Origin of the sequence: Sinomonas sp. ASV486 (assembly GCF_030908215.1) — a bacterium.
In the GTDB taxonomy this organism is placed as follows: domain Bacteria; phylum Actinomycetota; class Actinomycetes; order Actinomycetales; family Micrococcaceae; genus Sinomonas; species Sinomonas puerhi.
On record NZ_JAVFJK010000001.1, the window covers coordinates 1 to 19615 of the forward strand.

The following is a 19615-nucleotide window of genomic DNA, read 5'->3' on the forward strand; positions in this document are numbered from 1 at the left end:
GGTCAGAGGCCGAGTTCGTTCAGGATGGGCAGGTGTGAGCGGGCGCCGGTGCGGGCGGTGTGGGCGTCGGGGGCGGTGAGGGCCGCCTCGGCGAGGGTCTGGGCCTGGTGGAGGGTGATGGTGGCCAGGACGCGGTTGACGGCGGTGAGGGCGCGGGGGGACATGGACAGGGTGGTGACGCCGAGTCCGACCAGGACGGCTGCCAGGGCGGGGTCTGCGGCGGCTTCCCCGCAGACCCCGACGGGTTTGGGGGTGCCGGTGGCGGCGGTGGCGGCGGCGGCGCCGTCGCAGGTGGCCTTGATCAGGTGCAGGACGGCGGGCTGCCAGGGGTCGTTGAGGTGGGCCAGGGGCCCGAGCATGCGGTCCGCGGCCATGGCGTACTGGGTGAGGTCGTTGGTGCCCAGGGACGCGAAGTCCGTGCGGGCCAGGATGTGCCCGGCGGTCAGGGCCGCGGAGGGGACCTCGACCATGACCCCTGCGGTGGGCAGCCCGGCGTCCTTCGCCAGCGCCGTGAAGTGCGCGGCCTCCTCGGTGGTGGCGATCATGGGGGCCATGACCCAGACCTCGGCCTCGCTCTGTGCGGCGGCGTGGGCGATCGCGGCGAGCTGGCGGGCCAGGACGCCCGGGCTCGTCCAGTCGGTGCGGTACCCGCGCACCCCGAGGGCGGGGTTGGGCTCCTCGGTGTTGGTCAGGAAGGGCAGGGGCTTGTCCGCGCCGGCGTCCAGGGTGCGGATGACGACCTTCTTCCCGGGGAACTGGGCGAAGACCGCGGTGTAGGCGGCGACCTGCTCGGCGTGGGAGGGCTCGGTGTCCCGGTCCAGGAAGCAGAACTCGGTGCGCAGCAGGCCCACGCCCTCCGCCCCGGCCGCGGCGGCCTTGGCCGCGTCCGCCCCGGTGGCGACGTTGGCCAGCAGTGGCACGGGGTGCCCGTCCGCGAGCCGGTTGGCCCCGGCGAACCCGCCGGCCAGGGCCGCGGCGGCCACCGCCCACGCCGCCGCGGCGTCCCGCTCCGGGGCGCCCGGGGAGGTCGCGACGGTCCCGGCGGCGCCGTCGACGTAGACCTCGGTCCCGTCCGGGATGCCCTCGACCCCGGGCGCGGCCACGACCGCGGGCAGGCCCAGGGACCGGGCCAGGATCGCGGTGTGGGACTGCGGGCCCCCGCCGGAGGTGATCAGGGCGATGACCCTTCCCGGGTCCAGGGTGGCCGTGTCCGCCGGGGCCAGGTCGTGCGCGGCCAGCACGAACGGCTCCTCCGAGGCCGGGATCCCCGGGGCTGGCAGGCCCCTCAGCTCCGCGACGATCCGGGCCCGGACGTCCAGGACGTCCGCGGCCCGCTCGGCCATGTACCCGCCCAGGGACTTCAGCTTCGCCGCCACCGCCGCCCCGGACTCCCACACGGCCCGCTCCGCCGACCGGCCCCCGCCGTCGGCGCCCGGGTCCAGCAGCTTAACGGCGCCCTTGACCAGCACCGGGTCCGCGGCCATCAGGGCAGTGGCCTCCAGCACGCCCCTCGCGTCCCCCGACGCCGCCGCGGCACGGGCCTTCAGGGCCGACTGGACGGCCCTGGACGCCGCCCGGATCCGCTCGCCCTCACCCTCCACCGACGCACCCGCGCCCAGACCCGACCCCACACCAGGCTCCGACACCGGCGCCGGCATCTGCCGCACCCGCCCCACAACCCGCCCCGGAGTCACACCGACACCGTGAAACTGATCCATAAGAGTCCTTTCGGGGAGGGCCTCCGCAGCCGTGGTGGTTCGGAGTGATTTCGGTTACCTTAGCGCCTATAGCATTGCTATACCAAGCAGAACATGATCCCCGAGTCGAAGTGATACGCATCACTAAGGCTTCTTGTGTAGCAATGCTATATCCGTTACGCTAGCGGCCATGCGTGACGATGTGACGGACCTCGCAGGAGAGGCCCAGGGTCCACCGACCCCGGCCCCCTCCCCGAGGGAGCGCATCCTCCGGGCGGCCCTCGACCTCGTGGCCGATTCCGGTGGAAGCCCCGTCTCGACTCGGCAGATCACCGAGCGAGCGGGCGTGACGGCACCCACGCTGTACCACCACTTCGGCGACAAGGACGGCCTCATGGGGGCCGTCGTGGCGCGGGGGTTCGAGGAATTCATGGGCCGCGAAGGAAGCATCGAGCGGTCCGAATCGCCGATCCATGACATCAAGGGGCTCTGGGACGTCCACGTCGAATTCGGCGTGACGCACGAGCAGCTCTACGTGCTCATGTTCGGCGCGGGAACAGGGCTGCGGCCCGCCGTCGTCGTGGAAGCCGAGCGGCTCCTCGAGAAGGAGCTCAGCCGCCTCGCCGTCGCAGGACAGCTCGCCGTTCCACCCGGCGAGGCAGCGAGGGCCGTCCTCGCGTCCAACATCGGAGTGACCCTCATGCTCATCGCCGAGAGCTCCGAGACCCCCGTTGCGGCCGGGACCAGGCAATCGGCGGAGGCACGCGTCAAGGCCCTCGTCGCCTCGCCCCTATCGACCCAGACCCGTAACGCGGTGCTGCGTTCGGTACTCATAGACCCCAGCATCGTCGATACACCTCACGCCGGAGCGTCGGCCGGAGGGGACGGGCAGCCGAGCTACGTGGCTGCCGCCATCGCCCTCAACGCGACACTCCAGTCCTCGCATCCGGACCAGCTGTCCGGGACCGAGATGAAGCTCTTCCTGGAATGGCTCCACCGGCTCTCGACGACGCCCGCCGTCGCGCCGGACCAGCCGCTCGATCCAGAACAGACGGGCTGACCTTTCCATCCCCGCAGCCGCGCGCTGCGTCCTGAAACGAAAGCAGGATCTCCATGTCGACCACAGCAGCGCCGTCGCGCCTGCACACGGCCCGCGCCGGGGTGCAGAGATTCGGTACCTTCCTCTCAGGCATGATCATGCCGAACATCGGCGCGTTCATCGCCTGGGGCCTCATTACCGCCCTCTTCATCGAGAAGGGCTACATCCCGATCGGAGCCCTCGGCGGGTTCGGGAAGGATGCGGCCGGCGTGCCCTATGTCGGGCTCGTCGGGCCGATGATCACTTACCTCCTTCCCCTGCTCATCGCCTACACGGGCGGCAAGGCCGTCTACGACGTCCGCGGCGGCGTCGTCGGGGCCATCGGGACCATGGGCGTCATCATCGGCGCGGGCATCCCCATGTTCATCGGTGCGATGATCATGGGTCCTCTCGGCGGCTGGACCATGAAGAAGCTCGACGCCATCTGGACGCACAAGATCAGGCCCGGCTTCGAGATGCTCATCAACAACTTCTCGGCCGGCATCTGGGGCGCGCTGCTCGCGCTCGTGGGCTTCTACGCGATCAGCCCGGTCGTCGTGTACCTGACGGAAAGGGCGAGTGACGGGGTCCACTTCCTCGTCGACAGCAATCTCCTGCCGCTTACCTCGATCCTCATCGAGCCGGCCAAGGTCCTGTTCCTCAACAACGCCATCAACCACGGCGTCCTGACGCCGCTCGGTATTCAGCAGTCCCTCGACTCGGGCAAGTCCATCCTGTTCCTCCTCGAGGCGAATCCCGGCCCGGGCCTCGGCGTCCTGCTCGCCTACTCCTTCTTCGGCAAGGGGGCCGCGAAGGCGTCCGCGCCTGGCGCCGCGATCATCCACTTCCTCGGCGGGATCCACGAGATCTACTTCCCGTACGTGCTCATGAAGCCGATCCTCATCCTCGCCACGATCGGGGGCGGCATGACGGGCATCGCTACCCTCGCGATCACCCAGTCCGGTCTCGTGGCGCCTGCTGCTCCGGGCTCGATACTCGCGGTCCTGGCCCAGACGGCGAGGGGTAGCTACTTCGGCGTGATCCTTTCGGTGCTTCTCGCCTGCACCGTTTCATTCGTCATCGCCTCGGTCATCCTGCGCACGTCCAAGGACAAGGGCGAGGGCGACCTTGCCGCCGCCACGACGCAGATGGAGGGCATGAAGGGCAAGAAGTCCATGGCCTCGAGCCTGCTTGTCGGCGGTGGGACGGCGGGCGGCGTTGCACTCGCCACCGACATCAAGAACATCGTGTTCGCGTGCGATGCCGGCATGGGCTCCTCCGCGATGGGGGCCTCGGTGCTCCGCAACAAGATCAAGGCCGCCGGCCATGGCGATGTGAAGGTCACGAATGCCGCCATCGCGAACCTCACCGACACGTACGATCTGGTCGTGGTCCACCAGGACCTCGCCCTGCGCGCCGGGCAGAAGACGCCGAGCGCCCAACTCGTGACGGTCGACAACTTCATGGGCAGCCCGAAGTACGACGAGATCGTCGCGCTGCTGGACGAGCAGGCCGCCAACGGGTACGGCGAAGCGCCTACGGCCGGTGACGTCGCGCCGTCGCCCGCAGCCGACGCCGTGACCGCGCCCGCCGCGGGTACCACGCGCCCGGCACAGGTGCTGCGGCGTGAGTCGGTCGTCCTGGCCGGCGCCGCGGGTGACATGTCCGGTGCCATCGACGAGGCGGGAAGGCTCCTGAAGGATGCCGGCGCAGTCGACGACGCCTACATCGCGTCGATGCACGAGCGCGAGCGGTCCGTCTCGACCTATATGGGCAACTTCCTCGCCATCCCGCACGGCACGAACGAGGCCAAGGACCACATCCAGTCCTCGGCCGTCACGTTCGCCCGGTACGCGCAGCCGATCGACTGGAACGGCAAGCCGGTGAAGTTCGTCGTGGGGATCGCGGGCAAGGGCAAGGAGCACCTCGGCATCCTGGCCAAGATCGCGAAGGTCTTCGGCGACAAGGAGCAGGTGGCGCAGCTCGAATCCGCCGCGACGGTCGACGAGATCCTCGACATCCTCGGGAAGGTCAACGCATGAGTGAGGTTTCCGGGGCGTCCAGGACGGCCGTACACTTCGGGGCCGGCAACATCGGCCGCGGCTTCGTGGGGCTGCTCCTGCACAACGCCGGCTACCGACTCGTGTTCGCAGACGTCGCGGCCCCGCTCATCGACGCGATCAACGCGACGCCGTCGTACACCGTGCACGAGGTGGGCGAGGGCGGCGTCGACCATGTCGTGGACGGCTACGTGGGCGTGAACTCGGCCACGAACGAGGCCGAGCTCGTTGACCGGATCGCAGATGCGGACATCGTGACCACGGCCGTGGGGCCCAACATCCTCAAGTTCGTGGCCCCGGCCATCGCCCGCGGCATCGCCGCCCGTCCGGCGGCCGCCGGCCCGCTCGCGGTCATGGCGTGCGAGAACGCGATCAACGCGACGGACATCCTCGAGGCCTCGGTCCGCGCCGCGGCCTCGGAGGAGGGGCTCGACGACGACGCCGTGGACGCGCGCGCCGTCTTCGCCAACACTGCGGTGGACCGGATCGTGCCCGCCCAGGCTCCGGGGCAAGGCATCGACGTCCGGGTCGAGCCATACTTCGAGTGGGCGATCGAGCAGGGACCGTTCGGGGACGATGCCCCCGAGATCCCCGGCGTCACGTGGGTCGACTCACTCGGGCCGTACATCGAGCGCAAGCTCTTCACCGTCAACACGGGACACGCGTCGTCGGCCTACTTCGGGAGGCGTGCTGGCGCGGAGAAGATCTCCGACGCGCTCGCGCTGCCCGAGGTCCACGCCAAGGTCGAGGCGGTCCTGGCCGAGACGAAGGCCCTCCTCGTCGCAAAGTACGGCTTTGCCCCAGAGCAGCAGCAGGCGTACGTCGAGAAGATCCTCGGCCGCTTCGCGAACCCTGAACTGCCGGACACCGTGGAGCGCGTGGGCCGTGCGCCCTTGCGCAAGCTCTCGCGGCACGAGCGGTTCGTGGGCCCTGCCGCGGAACTGGCCGAGCGCGGGATGCCCGCCGATGCGCTGCTCGAGGCGATGGGGGCGGCCCTCGCCTTCGATGTGCCCGACGACGAGGAAGCCATGCGCCTTCAGGCGATGCTCGGCGGGGATTCGACCGATGCCGCACTGGCTGAGGAGCTCACCGGCCTCGGCGCGGACCATCCGCTGCACGACGCGGTCGTCACGGTCGTCAAGGAGGCACGCGCCGCGCAGCCCGTCTGACCGCGCCCCTGGGCTTCGCTTCCGGTGGGGGGTCACCTCTCGCGGATGCGGGGTCACCTCTCGGGTGAGAGGTGACCCCGCATCGTTGGGCGGTGACCCCGCATCGGTTCGGCGGGGGTGCCACGCCGCCAGCTGCAAGGGGGCAGAAGAAAACCTGCATCGCGTCATTGAGATGCAGGTCACGTTTTCGACTATAGGTGCGACCGCGTGAGATGCCAAGACGATGGCAACGTTTGCCGTAACTGAGTCGACGGTCTCTACGCGAGCCCCTAGGTCCATGACGTCTGGGGCCGGGGCACGGCGGCGCCGTCGGCCTCGGTGTCGACACGCTCGTCGAAGAAGGCGATACGGCCGTGGATCTGAGCCATTTCGGGGAACCCGGGGAGGCCAGGCGCGCCGGCGCCATAGCTCCAGGCCAAAGGTCTGCCGTCTCCGAGGCCCGGGGCCGACCAGTACACGGCCACGCCTTTGTACGGGCAGATGGTGCGCAGCGGGTCCGGCTCGAGGCGGTCCCAGACGACGTCCTCGGGGCGGAAGTACGTTCGCGGCGGCAGCCGGCCCTCGAAGAGCCGCACGGTTTCGGACGACTCCGCGAGCACCACGCCGTCGAGCGAGACGCGCATCCGTACCCCGGTCGCACGCATGTCGATCCGGCTGAACGGGTCCCTCGGATGCCCGATCACCGGCTCGGCCTCCTCGAACCATGTGAAGGCGTCTGTATCGAAGGCGACATAGCCGGCCAGATCCGGGTCGGCCAGACGGAAGGCCGCGTCCGGCAGGCGGGCGCCGTCGGTGCCGCCAACGACGACCGTGAGCGGCTCGCCGTCGGCGGTGTGCGGCGAGAAGGGGTAGCGCGAGCTCGCCGGCCCCGGAAGATGCGGGGCCGGACCGGACTCCGCGCCGAGTGGCTCAAGGCGCGCGACGACGTCGTCCTCGGGTACCGCGTGGACCGGCAGGTACCGCTCGGGTTCCCAGAGGACGACGGCGCGCCGCGAGTCGAGCACGGGAGCGTCGCCGAATCGCGCGCGCAGGCGCTTCGGGGTGGGCTCGTACCTCAGCTGCGGCCCGAGGCGCTTGAGTTCATGGGAAATCCTGACGGCCATAGGGCCAGCCTGTGCCTGCGCGCGGAAGGTAGCAAGCCCCGCCCACAATGCACAACCGCCCCTGAGGGGCATGACAGCCGGTCGAAACCAGCGGTCATGCCCGCCAGGGGCGGTTGTACGTGGCGCTCAGCCGGCCAGAGGCTGGCGACGGGCCGGGCTAGCTGCAGGAGCCGCCCTGGCCGAGGTGCAGGCCGTTGTTGCCGGCACAGTAGGCGGGCTGGACCACGGTACCCGTCGTCGGGTCGAGGATCAGGCCGTCGTGGCGGGGCTGTGCGTTGAAGTTGAACATGTTCCCCAGCGAGCCGGCGATCGAGTCGAACGAACCGTCGCCGAGGCGGCCGAGGCCCCAGTTGTCCTCGACGAAGCGCAGGATCGAGGACTGCTGCGTGACCGTGTGGTCGACGAAGTTGCGCTTCGCGAACGGCGAGACCACGAGGAGCGGCTGGCGCGGGCCGGGGCCGCAGCGGTCGGCGTAGCCATTGAGGATTGGCGCGCCTGCCTTCGCGGCATCCATGCACCACGCGGCGTCTTCCTTCGGGTCGTTCGACGCGTTGAGGACCTTCGTCGCGACGTGGTCGTACCAGCCGTCGGAGTCATCGTAGGCGAGGACGATCGCGGTGGAGTCCCAGTTTTGCGACTTCTGGATCGCGTTGATCTGCTCGACCACGAACTTCTGCTCGTCGATCGGGTCGGAGTACGCGGCGTGCCCGTCCTGGTAGTTCGGCGCCTTGAGGAACGACACGGCCGGCATGTTGTCCGAGTTGACCACCTTGTCGAACGACGTCAGGTCGTACTGGTGGTTGGCCCGGCCGTTGTGGCCGATCTCGGCGTCGCTCGCCGGGGCGAGGTGGTGGGGGTTCGACGTCGACGCGTAGTACTGGAACGGCTCGTGGTGCGGGTTGTAGTCGATCCGGGAGCCGCCGACGATGTTCGCGTGCGCGGTGGTGCACTGCGCGTAGTCGGTGCCGCCGATCTTCTTGGTGCCGTTCGGCGTGAAGCCGCCCTGGAACCAGCCCCACGAGACGTTCTTATCGTTGAGCAGGTCGCCGACGTTCTTGCCGCTCATCGATGCGAGCGCGAAGGACTTGGCGTGGCTGTTGTCCGAGCAGTCGTCGAAGGCCGGATCCGGGTCCTCGGTCATGGTGCCGACGCCGGCGGCGTTCGGGGACTTGACCGTGTAGGGGTCAGGGGTGGCGGTCGGCTTGCCCGTGAACGCATCGACGCTCGTGACGCCGTGGGTCTGACCAGCCACAAGGTTGAGCGCGCCCGGCGTGGACGGCCCGAACGTGTCGCTGAAGCTGTTGTCGCTCATCGCGAAGTGCTGGGCGTAGTTCCAGAGGCCCGTGACGGTGTTGCCGTCGTAGTAGTCCATGGTGAGGCCGGGCGCGGAGTACAGGGGAGCCTTGCACGTGTCCGTGCTCGTGTTCTCGACGAACTTGTTCATGAGGCCGCCGTTGTAGGCCTTCTGCTCGGCGGTGTACTCGTGGTTCTGGTCACACGTCACGGCCTGGGCGGGCGAGAGGCGCGCGGGCTGGACCGAGTTGGGGTTGTTCGGCGCGAGCAGGTTCGCGTTCTCGAGCGTGTTGATGTTCTTGGGCGTGTTGGCGGCGGCCGTGAAGGACGACGCCGCGGTTCCCGTTCCCTGGACCCTCTCACCGGCGGTGTTGGCGGCGTTCGGGTAGGTCGCGAAGTAGTGGTCGAACGAGACGTTCTCCCCGAAGATCACGACGACATGCTTGATGGGTGTGGCTGTAGACGACGCGGCCTGCGCGGGCAGGGCAGCGACGGCCCCTCCAACCGTGGCAGCTGTGAGCGCGAACGCGCTCGTTGCTGCCGCGGCACGGATGCTGAACTTCGACATCGGCGGTGTGCTTTCTCGAGGCGGATGGTGACCCCGAGGGTGCGAGTGTTTACATGAATCCCCGCATTGACCCTAAGGCCACGCGCAGCCCGAGAAGCCCTATTTGCCGATCAATTCAGCCAACGTTCATTTTTTCTGTGAGGAGGCTGTGAGCCTCAGTTGCGCGTGTGGAGACCGTCGAAGAGGACGGTCACGACGTCGTCCGCGAGCCGCTGCGGGGTGAGGGAGCCGCCGGGCCGGTACCACTCGACGATCGAGTTGATCGTGCCGAAGAGGAGGCGAGCGACCGTGCGCGGGTCGATGTCGGTGCGCACCGTCCCCTCGGCGCGCGCCTCGTCGATGAGCCCGGCGACCTTGCGGTCGAACCCGCGCCTGCGCTCGAGGGCAGCCCGTTCCGTCTCGGTGTTCCCGCGCACGCGCAGGAGCAGGGTGACGAAAGGCAGCCTGTCCACCAGCACGCCCACCGTGGAGCGGACCACGAACTCGAGCCGCTCCTCGGCGGTCCCGGACTGCGAGGCGGGCGCCTCCCACACGGACTCGAGACCACCGAGCGCCTGCTCGAGCGCGAGGGAGAGCAAGTCCTCCTTGGAGGGCACGTGGTGGTAGATCGCCGACTTCGAGATGCCCAGGTTCTCGGCGAGGATCCCCATCGAGGTCGCGTCGTAGCCGTGGCGGTTGAAGACTTCGACCGCCACATTCAGCACGGACTGCTGGTCGTAGCCCGGGCGCCCCCGCCGTCCGGACGGCACGTTTCCGGACGGCGTTGGACCGGACGGCACGCGTCCGTCGGCATCTGTTGTGGTCGTGGGCATGGGGGACAGTCTAGGCGGGTGCCTACGCCTGACTGCGCAGGTCGTAGATGCGGCGGAGCTTGCCGTTCGAGCGCTCGAGCGAGCCGGGCTCCACGACATCGATCACACACGAGGACCCGACGTGGATCTTGATCTGCTGGCGCAGCGTTGCGCCGGCGGCCTGGCGCTGCTCCGGGGTCGTGCCGTCGCGGGGCTCGATCTTGACCGTGAGCGAGTCCATGCGATGCCCCTCGGGGCGCGTGAGGATGAGCTGGAAGTGCGGGCTCAGCTCGGGGATCCGCAGGGCGATCTCTTCGATCTGCGACGGGAACAGGTTCACCCCGCGCAGGATGATCATGTCGTCCGTGCGGCCCGAGATGCGGCCCATGCGGCGGTGGCCCGGACGCGCGGTGCCCGGGAGCAGCGTGGAGAGGTCCTTGGTGCGGTACCGGATGATCGGCAGGGCCTGCTTGGTCAGGGAGGTGAAGACAAGCTCGCCCGTCTCGCCGTCGGACATCGTCTTGGCCAGGTCGAACGGGTCCACGATCTCCGGGCGGAAGTGGTCCTCCCAGATGTGGGAGCCGTCCTGTGTCTCGACGGACTCGCCGGCCACGCCCGGGCCCATGACCTCGGAGAGGCCGTAGATGTCGGACGCCTTGAGGTCGAACATCTCCTCGAGCTCCGTGCGCATCTCGTTGGTCCACGGCTCGGCGCCGAGCACGGCGTACTTGAGGGAAGTCTTGCGCGGGTCGATGCCCTTGTGCCTCATCGCGTCACCGATGGTGAGGAGGTAGGTGGGCGTGCAGCAGATCGCGTCCGGGGCAAAGTCCTCGATGAGCTGTATCTGCTTCTCGGTCTGGCCGCCGGACATCGGGATGACGGTCGCGCCGAGCTTCTCGATGCCGGAGTGGGCGCCGAGGCCGCCCGTGAAGAGGCCGTAGCCGTACGCGTTGTGGACCTTCATGCCCGGGCGTACGCCCGCGGCGCGGAAGCAGCGGGCCACGATCGAGGCCCAGTTGTCGAGGTCCTGCCGCGTGTAGCCGACCACGGTGGGGCGGCCCGTCGTGCCCGAGGAGGCGTGGATGCGGGTCACCTCGTTCATCGGCACAGCGAACATCCCGAAGGGGTACTCCTCGCGGAGGTCCTCCTTCGTCGTGTAGGGGAACTTGGCGAGGTCGTCGAGCTCCTTGAGGTCCTCGGGGCGCACGCCGGCCGCGTCGAACTTGCGCGTGTAGTGCGGCACGCGTTCGTACGCGTACTTGACGGTCTCCTTCAGGCGGGTCAGCTGGAGGGCCTCGATCTCGTCGCGGCTCATCGTCTCCTCGGCGTCGAGGATGGCGGGGCCGAACGCCGGGGTCACCGAGGACGTCGGGGTCTCAGGGGCGGAAGCGGTCTGGGTCAAGGGGATGCTCACTTCGTTGTCTGGTTCGGATGTGTCTGGTGCTGGCTGGGCGTCTCGCGGACGACGGCGGGTGGGCGCCGTTGCGGGTTCGGTGGGCTAGCGCTGCGGTTTCAGTGGGCTAGCGCCTGGGGATGGTGCGGGAGCGGCCCCGGAACTCGGCGACGAGGCGGCCGGGGGCATCGGCGGTGTGCGCGGTTCCTGCCGGCGAGGCGAAGACCTGCACGTCGTACACGCCGCTGCGGCCAGCCTGGGCACGCTGGGCGGCGACAGCTGTGATGGTCTCGCCCTCGTGGGCGGGTGCCAGGAAGTTCACGTCCACGCCTGCGGCAACGGTGATGGTGTTGTGGTCCTCGGCGGGGGCGTGCGGGTTGCACGCGAGCGCGAAGGCCGAGTCGGCGATCGCGAAGAGCATCCCCCCGTGGGCGATCCCGAAGCCGTTGAGCATCTCCCGGCGGAGCGTCGCGGAGACGGTCGCGGTGCCGTCGCCCAGTTCCAGGACCTTCAGGCCCATCCACTCCGTCGCGAAGTCGTCGGTGAGGATCGGGTGGGCAAGCGTGTGGGCGGGAGCAACTTCGCTCATAGGTGGCACCTCTCGCAATTATTTACCGAATGTTCATTAGGTAATCCCATCAGGCCCCGATGTGTCAAGGCGCACACCGTGGCGTGAGACGACTCGCGCGGGCGGTTGCCCGAGAGCGGCACGTTACGCGCGCCGTCGTGCGCAACACCTGAGAGACTGGAGCGAGCAGTCCGGCGGCACCGAGATCACCAGGAGCCCACATGGCACGAGGCATCTATGTCAGCGCGACGACCCCGGGATCCGGCAAGTCGCTGATCGCACTCGGCGTGGCCGAGGCCCTCCACACGCGCACCGGCCGGATCGGGTTCTTCAAGCCCGTCGTGCTGGGCGAGAGCCCGGATGAGGACCCCATGGTCGCGCTCATGCGCTCGCGGTTCCACCTCGCGCCGGACGTGTGCCGCGGCGGCCTGACCGCGCGCGAGGTGCGCCGGCTCCTCGCCGAGGGCCAGCGCGAGGAGATTGACTCCCGCTGCGTCGAGGTGTTCGCCGAGATCGCGACCCACGTGGACATCGTCGTCGTCGAGGGCACTGACCTCACCGGACAGGATTCCGCGGTCGAGTTCGCGCTCAACGCGCGGCTCGCCAACGACCTCGGGTGCCCCGTGATCGCCGTCGTGAGCGGGCGTGACCGCACGCCCGAGGAGATCGCCGATGCCGTCGACGTGGCCCGCAAGGAGCTCTACGCCGCGCACTGCAGCCTGCTCGTCATGATGGTCAACCGCGCGGATCCCGAGCACATCGACCAGATCCATGCGGTCATCCGGCCAGGCCTCTCCCACCGGCCCGTCTACGTCCTGCCCGAGCTCACCGAGATCTCCCGCCCCACGACGGGTGAGGTCTCGGGGGCGCTTCGGCTCCGCCAGATCGCCGGGAGCGCGGACATGGAGCGCGAGGTCAGCGGGGTGAAGGTCGCCGCGATGAGCGTGGCCAACTTCATCGGTGCGCTCGAGAGCGGTGATCTCGTGATCGTGCCGGGGGACAGGGCCGATGTCATGGTGGGAGCACTCGCCTCGACGTTCTCCCCGGAGTTCCCCGTCCCGGCCGCCATGATGCTCACCGGGGGCCTCCCTCCGGACCCGCACGTGCTGCCGCTCCTCGCCCAGGCGCCGTTCCCGGTCTTCGTCTATGACGAGGACACGTACCATGCGGCGCGGGGCGTCTCCGAGGTCCGCAGCGAGATCTGGACGGGACACCGCCGCAAGGTCGCCTCCGCGCTCGGCGCCTGGTCCCAGCACGTGGACGACGACGAACTCGTGGAGCGACTCAATCTGCCTCGCCCCGACACGATGACGCCGTTGCGGTTCCTCCATGAGCTGATCGGCCGCGCCCGCGCCCAGCGCAAGCGGATCGTGCTCCCCGAGGGCACGGACGTGCGCATCCTGAGGGCGGCCGAGATCCTCCGGCGCCGCGACGTGTGCGATCTGACCCTTCTCGGGAGCGAGGCCGAGGTCCGCGAGATCGCCGCAGCGAACGGCGTCTCGCTGACCGGGATCGACGTGGTCAATCCGGCACTCTCGCCGCTGCGCGAGCGCTTCGCCGAGGAGTACGCGCGGCTGCGCGCCCACCGCGGCGTGGACCTCGCGAAGGCCCTCGAGGTCATGCTCGACGTGAGCTATTTCGGCACGATGATGGTCCAGCTCGGGATCGTTGACGGAATGGTCTCCGGTGCCGCGCACACGACCGCCCACACCATCCGGCCCGCGCTCGAGTTCGTCAAGACCGTGCCCGGAGTGAAGATCGTCTCGTCGGTGTTCCTCATGCTCCTCGCGGACCGCGTGCTGGTCTACGGCGACTGCGCCGTCAACCCGGACCCGGACGAGGCACAGCTCGCTGACATCGCACTGGCCTCGGCCGAGACGGCAGCCCAGTTCGGGGTCAAGCCGCGGGTGGCGATGCTCTCCTACTCGACTGGGGGGTCGGGCACCGGCGAGTCGGTCGACAAGGTGCGCCGGGCGACCGAGCTCGTGCGCGGACGGCGGCCGGACCTGGCCGTCGAGGGCCCGATCCAGTACGACGCCGCGGTGGACGCCTCGATCGCTGCCTCCAAGCTCCCGGGTTCGGATGTGGCCGGGCAGGCGACCGTGTTCATCTTCCCGGACCTCAACACGGGCAACAACACCTACAAGGCGGTCCAGCAGTCGGCGGGCGCCGTGGCCGTCGGGCCCGTGCTCCAGGGACTGCGCAAGCCCGTCAACGACCTGTCGCGTGGATGCACGGTCGAGGACATCGTCAACACGGTGGCCATCACCGCGATCCAGGCGCAGCAGACCGCGCAGCAGAACACAGCGCAGCAGAACCCGCAGCAGAACCCGCAGCCGACCGCGCAGGAGAACTAGGAGCCACGCATGCTCGTCCTCGTCATCAACTCCGGGTCCTCGTCCCTCAAGTACCAGCTGCGGGACGTCGACGCGGCCGAGCCGGAGTCGGCGGTGCTCACCGAGGGCGTCGTCGAGCGGATCGGGTTCGACGGCGGTCCCGCCGACCACGCGAAGGCCCTCAGCGACCTCGACGCCGCGCTCGCCGCCGTGCTCGGCGACCGGCGCATCGATGCGGTGGGGCACCGCGTGGTCCACGGCGGCGAGCGCTTCGGCGAGCCGGTCCTCGTGGACAACGAGATCATCCGGGCGATCGAGCGGCTCAACCCGCTAGCTCCGCTCCACAACCCCGCGAACGTCCTGGGTCTGCGCGCGATCGCCTCGAAGTGGCCGGACATGCCACAGGTTGCCGTGTTCGACACCGCCTACCACCGCACGCTTCCCGAGCACGCCTGGCGCTACGCGGTGCCGGACTGGCTCTACACCCACCACGGGATCCGTCGCTACGGCTTCCATGGGACCTCGCACCAGTACGTCGCGGGGCGTGCTGCCGCGTTCCTCGGCGTCGCGCCCGAGGAGTTCGACGGCGTCGTGCTCCACCTCGGCAACGGGGTTTCCGCGACCGCCGTGCAGGGCGGGAAGAGTATCGACACGTCGATGGGGTTCACGCCGCTCGAGGGCCTCGTCATGGGCACGCGATCGGGGGACCTCGATCCGTCGATTCTCGTGTTCCTCGTCCGCCAGGGACACTCCGCGGACGAGATCGACCATCTGCTGAACCGCGAGTCCGGGCTTGCGGCGCTCGCGGGGTCGAACGACATGCGCACCGTCGTCGAGGCCGCGGATGCGGGGGACCGGCACGCGGCGATCGCGCTCGACGTCGCGTCCTACCGGCTGGCGAAGTACATCGGCGGCTACCACGTGGCCGTCGGCGGGGCCGCGGCCATCGTGTTCACGGCCGGGATCGGGGAGAACTCCGCGCCGTTCCGTGCCCGGGTCGCTGCCCGGCTCGGGGCGCTCGGCGTGGTGCTCGACGACGACCTCAACGCCGTGCGATCCAAGGATCCGCGCACGGTCTCGGCCCCTGAATCGGCCATTCCGCTGCTGGTGGTTCCCACCGACGAGGAGCGCGCGATCGCGGAGGCGACGGCCGCCGTCGTGCGCGTTGCGGCGCGCGGCTAGCGTCGAGGGGAGAGACACAGCCCACACGAGATCTGGGCCACACGGGAGATCTGAAGCACATCGATCGTGCTTACACTGGTCGGCGGCCCGCGCCCGCTGGCGCGGTCGAATCTCCTGAAGGACCACGATGACCCACGAGCATCCCACGACGAGGGACGCAGCAGTCTCCGCTGAGGGCTACAAGAAGACCCTGACCCGACGGCACGTCCAGATGATCGCCATGGGCGGGGCGATCGGTGTCGGGCTCTTCATGGGCGCCGGAGGACGCCTCGCCTCGACCGGGCCAGCGCTCGTGTTCTCCTACGCGATCGCCGGTGCCATCGCCTACCTGCTCATGCGCGCGCTGGGCGAGCTCATCATGTACCGGCAGACCTCGGGCTCGTTCGTGAGCTACGCGGGGGAGCTCTTCGGGCCGAAGGGTTCCTACCTGTCCGGGTGGATGTACTTCGTCAACTGGGCGATGACGGGCATCGCCGAGCTCCTCGCGATCGGCCTGTACTTCCAGTACTTCTTCCCCAACGTCCCCGTCGAGGTCACAGCCATCTGCGCCCTCGTGATGCTCGTCGCGGTGAACCTCCTGAGCGTCAAGGCATTCGGCGAGTTCGAGTTCTGGGCGTCTGTGCTCAAGGTCGGCGCGATCTCCCTCTTCCTCATCGCCGGGACCGTCATGGTGGTGCTCAACACCCAGGTCGGCGCGACCCACGCCTCGCCGGCCAACCTCGTGCCCGACGACGGCGGGATGTTCCCCCACGGGGCCTTCGCCATGATCCTGGTGCTCAATGCCGTGATCTTCGCCTACAACGCGATCGAGCTCGTGGGCATCACGGCGGGCGAGATGGAGGATCCGAAACGCGAGGTTCCGCGGGCCATCCGCGCCGTCGTGCTGCGTATCGTCGTCTTCTACGTCGGCTCGGTCCTGCTCCTCGCGATGCTCCTGCCCTCTGACCAGTACAAGGCCGGAGTGAGCCCGTTCGTGACGGTCTTCGACCAGCTCGGGCTCGGCTGGATCGGATCCGTCATGAACCTCGTGGTCATCACCGCGGCGCTGAGCTCGTCCAACACGGGGCTCTACTCGATCGGGCGGATCTTCCGCACCATGGCGGACAACGGCCATGCGCCGGCGTGGCTCACCCGTATGTCCTCCCGCTACGTGCCCTACGCGGCCGTCCTGGCGATCGGTGCCGTGTACCTCGTGGGCATCGTCCTGAACATCTGGGCCGGCGGCAGCCACGCGTTCGACCTTGCCCTCAACACCGCCTCGATCGGCGTCATCTTCACGTGGGGCTCGATCTTCGCCTCGCAGATCATGCTCCGCAGGAAGAAGGGCGACGCCGCGTCCTCGCTCCCGATGCCGGGCTCGCCCTGGACCAGCTGGCTGGGACTGGCCGCCTTGCTCGCGATCACGGTGCTCATCGGCTTCGACAGCATGACGGACAAGGCCACGGGCGAGGTCTTCCCGATCGGGCTCTACACGATCCTGTGCGTCCCCGTGATCGCTGTGCTCCTGTGGCTCGGCTGGCTCCTTGTGAAGCGCCGCGAGGCTTCGCGGGCTGCTGAGGCGGCGGCGGAGGCGCAGGCGCTTGGAACGCCCCACGATCGCGTCGACGCCAGAGCCTAGCTAACAACCACCCCCCCCTTCTCGCCGAGGTCACCCCGTGTGACGCCGAGGTCACCCCGTGTGGTGTCGAGGTCACCGGGTGTGGCGTCGAGGTCACCGGGTGTGGTGCTGAGGTCACCCCGTGTGGCGTCGAGGTCGGGTCTGCCGGTCCAAGGCGCCACGCCAAAGGGAGCCAGATGAATACCCCTCGGGAGGCTCACCTGTCTTGATGGGAGGTCCCTTTTTTGCAGGGCAGTCCGCCAAAAGAGCGCGTGAGGGCGAAACCGGAACTGTACACCAGCGAGGTTCACGCTCCGCCGAGTTCTGCCTGAAGGCCGGAAGACGGCGCTTCCAGCCCTGGCCGGTGGGGTGACTTCGGCGTTGGGTGGGGGTGACCTCGGCGTCGGTGGGGGTGACTTCGGCGTTGTGCGGGGTGATCTCGGCGTCGGTGGGGGTGACTTCGGCGTTGTGCGGGGTGATCTCGGCGTCGGGTGGGGTGACTTCGGCGCGGGATGCTACGGGAGGAGGTCCCGCGCGCCGAGGGCGTCGGCGATGAATGCGTAGTCCCAGGCCCGGTCCTTCCACGCCTCGTACCGGCCCGAGGCCCCGCCGTGCCCGGCGTCCATCTCTGTCTTGAGCAGGATCGGCTGCCCCGAGCTCGTGGCCTCGCGCAGCACCTGGACCCACTTCGCGGGCTCCACGTACAGCACGCGGGTGTCATTGAAGCTCGTCACGGCGGCGACCTTCGGGTATGGGGCGGCGTGGACGTTCTCGTACGGCGTGTAGGACTTCATGTACGAGTACACCTCTGCGTCCTCGATCGGGTTGCCCCACTCCTCCCATTCGAGGGCGGAGAGCGGCAGCTCGGGGTCGAGGATCGTCGTGAGCGCGTCCACGAACGGGACCTGGGCTACGGCGGCGGCGTACTTCTCGGGTGCAAGGTTCAGGACAGCGCCGATGAGCAGCCCGCCCGCCGAACCGCCCATGCAGGCGATCCTCTTCGGGTCCGCCCACCCCGAGGCCGCCAGCCAGTCCGTGGCCGCGACGAAGTCCGTGAAGGTGTTCCTCTTGTGCAGCTTCTTGCCGTCCTCGTACCACCTCCGGCCGAGCTCGCCGCCGCCACGGATGTGCGCGACGACGAACACGAGGCCCCGGTCCAGCAGGCTCAGCCGGGAGATCGCGAAGCCGGGGTCCATGCTGACCTCGTACGAGCCATACCCATAGACGAGAGCGGGGTTCGAGCGGTCCTGCTTCACCGAAGCCCGCCGCAGCACCGAGAGCGGAACCCGGGTGCCGTCGTCGGCCGTCGCCCAGGCGCGCTCGGCGACGTAGTCTGCCGGCCTGTACCCGCCGAGCACGGGCGTCTCCTTGCGCAGGAGCAGCTCGCCGGTGGCCAGAACGTAGTCATAGACCTGTGGGGGAGTGACGTAGGAGGTGAAGCTCAGCCGGACGAGCGGCGCCCCGTATTCGGAGGCGCCTCCGTTCGCGGTGTACAGCTCCTCGCCGAACTCCGGCTCGGAGAAGGGCGGCGTAGTCCCCGCGCCGGCGGCCCGGACGGCATCGGCGAGCGGGGCGAACCGAAGGGTCGGGATCGTGTCCCGACGCAGCGAGACAATGAGGTGGGTCGCCGTGAGGTCCGCGCCCTCGATCTTCACGGAGTCGTCGTGGGCCACGAGAGCGGTCCATTCCTGCTCGGCGAGCGGCTTTGCGAACTCGGCCGGGTCGACGAGGGAGATCATGTTGTTCGGCGCAGCGCCCTCGGGCCCTGCGGGCCGGCCATTGTGCACGAGCAGCACCCGGGTACGGCCCTCGTGCTCGAAAGGCTCGGCGGAGTGCAGGATCCGATCGTCGCGACCGAGCAGAAGCTCGAGCTGGGCGTCGGGATCGGTCAGCTTGAGCATGCGTGTCTCGGAGTACTCCGAGTTTCCGATCCCCACGAGGAGCCACCGCCGGTCGGCGGACAGGTCGATCCCAGTCCACTGTGCGACGTCGTCCTCCTGATAGAGCACGGTGTCCTCGTCCACGGGTGTGCCGAGGACGTGCACGCGCACTTGGTAGGGCCGCCATGACTCGTCCGCGACCATATAGAACAGGCGCGAGCCTTCGGGATCGAACTCGAGCCCGTAGAAGACGTTCTCGATGACCTCCGGGAGGTGCTCGCCGGTGCGGAGGTCCTTGACCCGGAGTGTGAAGGTCTCGTCGCCGGAATGGTCCACCGAGTAGGCGTACAGGTTCCCGTCCCGGGTCACGGCGGCGCCGCCAAGGGCGAAGAACGGGTGGCCCTCGGCCTCGGCGTTGCCGTCGAGGAGCACCTGCTCGCCCTCGATCGGGGTGCCGGGCACGACGGCGGGCGGCGTCCATGCCGCCAGATCCCCGCCGGGACCGGCAGGGGAGCCGTGCGCGCCTGACGCATCAGCAGCCCTGACCCTGCAGTAGATCGGGTACTGCTGGCCCTCAACCGTGCGCGAGAAGTACCACCAGCCGTCCCGGCGGGAGGGAACGGAGAGGTCGGTCTCCTGGGTGCGGCCCTTGATCTCCTCGAAGATCGCGTCCCTCAGGGGCTGCTGGTCCGCTGTCACGGCGTCGGTATAGGCATTCTCGGCCGTCAGGTGGGCGGCAACCTCGGGGTTCTCCTTGTCCCGCAGCCACTCGTACTCGTCCACGAACGTGTCTCCGTGGTGCGTGCGTGCTGCGGGGACCTTCTTCGCGACGGGAGCTTCAGCCATGGCCCCACATTAGCGGGCGTCTACGACAGTCCTCGCACGCCGGGGGACTAGGAC

At 69.1% G+C, this 19615-nt stretch carries 13 protein-coding genes; 6 read left to right on the plus strand and 7 right to left on the minus strand.

Annotation, left to right across the window (positions count from 1 at the left end; genetic code table 11):
- Nucleotides 1–2 precede the first annotated feature (2 nt).
- A complete protein-coding gene (locus tag RBS60_RS00005; RefSeq protein WP_307955467.1) occupies nucleotides 3–1718 on the minus strand; it encodes a putative PEP-binding protein in 1716 nt (571 codons plus the stop codon).
- Between the two features lie 169 nt (nucleotides 1719–1887).
- Between RBS60_RS00005 and RBS60_RS00010 the strand changes: the two genes are divergently transcribed.
- Genes RBS60_RS00010 through RBS60_RS00020 form a run of 3 tightly spaced genes read left to right on the plus strand, consistent with a single transcriptional unit; the run spans nucleotide 1888 to nucleotide 6004 of the window.
- Nucleotides 1888–2757 (plus strand): TetR/AcrR family transcriptional regulator, encoded by an 870-nt coding sequence (locus tag RBS60_RS00010; RefSeq protein ID WP_307955468.1) that lies wholly within the window; start codon nucleotides 1888–1890, stop codon nucleotides 2755–2757.
- 53 nt (nucleotides 2758–2810) lie between these two features.
- Nucleotides 2811–4817, plus strand: a complete 2007-nt coding sequence (locus RBS60_RS00015) for a PTS mannitol transporter subunit IICBA (RefSeq protein ID WP_307955469.1) — start codon at nucleotides 2811–2813, stop codon at nucleotides 4815–4817.
- Entirely contained in the window at nucleotides 4814–6004 is a 1191-nt protein-coding gene (locus tag RBS60_RS00020) for a mannitol-1-phosphate 5-dehydrogenase (RefSeq protein ID WP_307955470.1), read from the plus strand. The genes RBS60_RS00015 and RBS60_RS00020 overlap by 4 nt, the downstream gene beginning before the upstream one ends.
- Nucleotides 6005–6273: 269 nt before the next feature.
- Here RBS60_RS00020 and RBS60_RS00025 read toward each other — a convergent pair whose 3' ends face one another.
- The 5 genes from RBS60_RS00025 to RBS60_RS00045 form a co-directional block, all read right to left on the minus strand.
- A complete protein-coding gene (locus RBS60_RS00025) occupies nucleotides 6274–7107 on the minus strand; it encodes a DUF427 domain-containing protein (RefSeq protein ID WP_307955471.1) in 834 nt (277 codons plus the stop codon).
- Between the two features lie 157 nt (nucleotides 7108–7264).
- On the minus strand, nucleotides 7265–8968 hold the full coding sequence (locus tag RBS60_RS00030) for an alkaline phosphatase family protein (protein WP_307955472.1): 1704 nt from the start codon (nucleotides 8966–8968) through the stop codon (nucleotides 7265–7267).
- 155 nt (nucleotides 8969–9123) lie between these two features.
- Nucleotides 9124–9780 carry a TetR/AcrR family transcriptional regulator gene (locus tag RBS60_RS00035; RefSeq protein WP_307955473.1) on the minus strand — a complete coding sequence of 219 codons (657 nt, stop codon included), beginning with the start codon at nucleotides 9778–9780 and terminating at the stop codon, nucleotides 9124–9126.
- Between the two features lie 22 nt (nucleotides 9781–9802).
- Nucleotides 9803–11074: a phenylacetate--CoA ligase PaaK gene (paaK, locus tag RBS60_RS00040; RefSeq protein WP_307955971.1), complete on the minus strand. Its 1272-nt coding sequence runs from the start codon at nucleotides 11072–11074 to the stop codon at nucleotides 9803–9805.
- A gap of 205 nt (nucleotides 11075–11279) precedes the next feature.
- A complete protein-coding gene (locus tag RBS60_RS00045; protein WP_307955474.1) occupies nucleotides 11280–11741 on the minus strand; it encodes a hotdog fold thioesterase in 462 nt (153 codons plus the stop codon).
- Between the two features lie 200 nt (nucleotides 11742–11941).
- Here RBS60_RS00045 and pta point away from each other — a divergent pair, with 200 nt between their 5' ends.
- The 3 genes from pta to RBS60_RS00060 all read left to right on the plus strand — a co-directional run bounded on the left by pta (nucleotide 11942) and on the right by RBS60_RS00060 (nucleotide 16856).
- Nucleotides 11942–14077, plus strand: coding sequence for a phosphate acetyltransferase (gene pta / locus RBS60_RS00050; RefSeq protein WP_307955475.1), 2136 nt, complete (start codon nucleotides 11942–11944; stop codon nucleotides 14075–14077).
- Nucleotides 14078–14086: 9 nt separating this feature from the next.
- On the plus strand, nucleotides 14087–15238 hold the full coding sequence (locus RBS60_RS00055; protein WP_307955476.1) for an acetate kinase: 1152 nt from the start codon (nucleotides 14087–14089) through the stop codon (nucleotides 15236–15238).
- A 127-nt stretch (nucleotides 15239–15365) separates the two neighbouring features.
- On the plus strand, nucleotides 15366–16856 hold the full coding sequence (locus RBS60_RS00060; protein WP_307955477.1) for an amino acid permease: 1491 nt from the start codon (nucleotides 15366–15368) through the stop codon (nucleotides 16854–16856).
- Between the two features lie 494 nt (nucleotides 16857–17350).
- Here RBS60_RS00060 and RBS60_RS00065 read toward each other — a convergent pair whose 3' ends face one another.
- On the minus strand, nucleotides 17351–19561 hold the full coding sequence (locus RBS60_RS00065; protein WP_307955478.1) for a S9 family peptidase: 2211 nt from the start codon (nucleotides 19559–19561) through the stop codon (nucleotides 17351–17353).
- Nucleotides 19562–19615 lie beyond the last annotated feature (54 nt).

Coding starts and splice junctions, on each gene's coding strand:
- RBS60_RS00005 (WP_307955467.1), bottom strand. CDS start 1,718: ATGGATCAGTTTCACGGTGTCGGTGTGACTCCGGGGCGGGTTGTGGGG.
- paaK (WP_307955971.1), bottom strand. CDS start 11,074: ATGAGCCGCGACGAGATCGAGGCCCTCCAGCTGACCCGCCTGAAGGAG.
- RBS60_RS00030 (WP_307955472.1), bottom strand. CDS start 8,968: ATGTCGAAGTTCAGCATCCGTGCCGCGGCAGCAACGAGCGCGTTCGCG.
- RBS60_RS00035 (WP_307955473.1), bottom strand. CDS start 9,780: ATGCCCACGACCACAACAGATGCCGACGGACGCGTGCCGTCCGGTCCA.
- RBS60_RS00025 (WP_307955471.1), bottom strand. CDS start 7,107: ATGGCCGTCAGGATTTCCCATGAACTCAAGCGCCTCGGGCCGCAGCTG.
- RBS60_RS00065 (WP_307955478.1), bottom strand. CDS start 19,561: ATGGCTGAAGCTCCCGTCGCGAAGAAGGTCCCCGCAGCACGCACGCAC.
- pta (WP_307955475.1), top strand. CDS start 11,942: ATGGCACGAGGCATCTATGTCAGCGCGACGACCCCGGGATCCGGCAAG.
- RBS60_RS00060 (WP_307955477.1), top strand. CDS start 15,366: ATGACCCACGAGCATCCCACGACGAGGGACGCAGCAGTCTCCGCTGAG.
- RBS60_RS00045 (WP_307955474.1), bottom strand. CDS start 11,741: ATGAGCGAAGTTGCTCCCGCCCACACGCTTGCCCACCCGATCCTCACC.
- RBS60_RS00010 (WP_307955468.1), top strand. CDS start 1,888: ATGCGTGACGATGTGACGGACCTCGCAGGAGAGGCCCAGGGTCCACCG.
- RBS60_RS00015 (WP_307955469.1), top strand. CDS start 2,811: ATGTCGACCACAGCAGCGCCGTCGCGCCTGCACACGGCCCGCGCCGGG.
- RBS60_RS00020 (WP_307955470.1), top strand. CDS start 4,814: ATGAGTGAGGTTTCCGGGGCGTCCAGGACGGCCGTACACTTCGGGGCC.
- RBS60_RS00055 (WP_307955476.1), top strand. CDS start 14,087: ATGCTCGTCCTCGTCATCAACTCCGGGTCCTCGTCCCTCAAGTACCAG.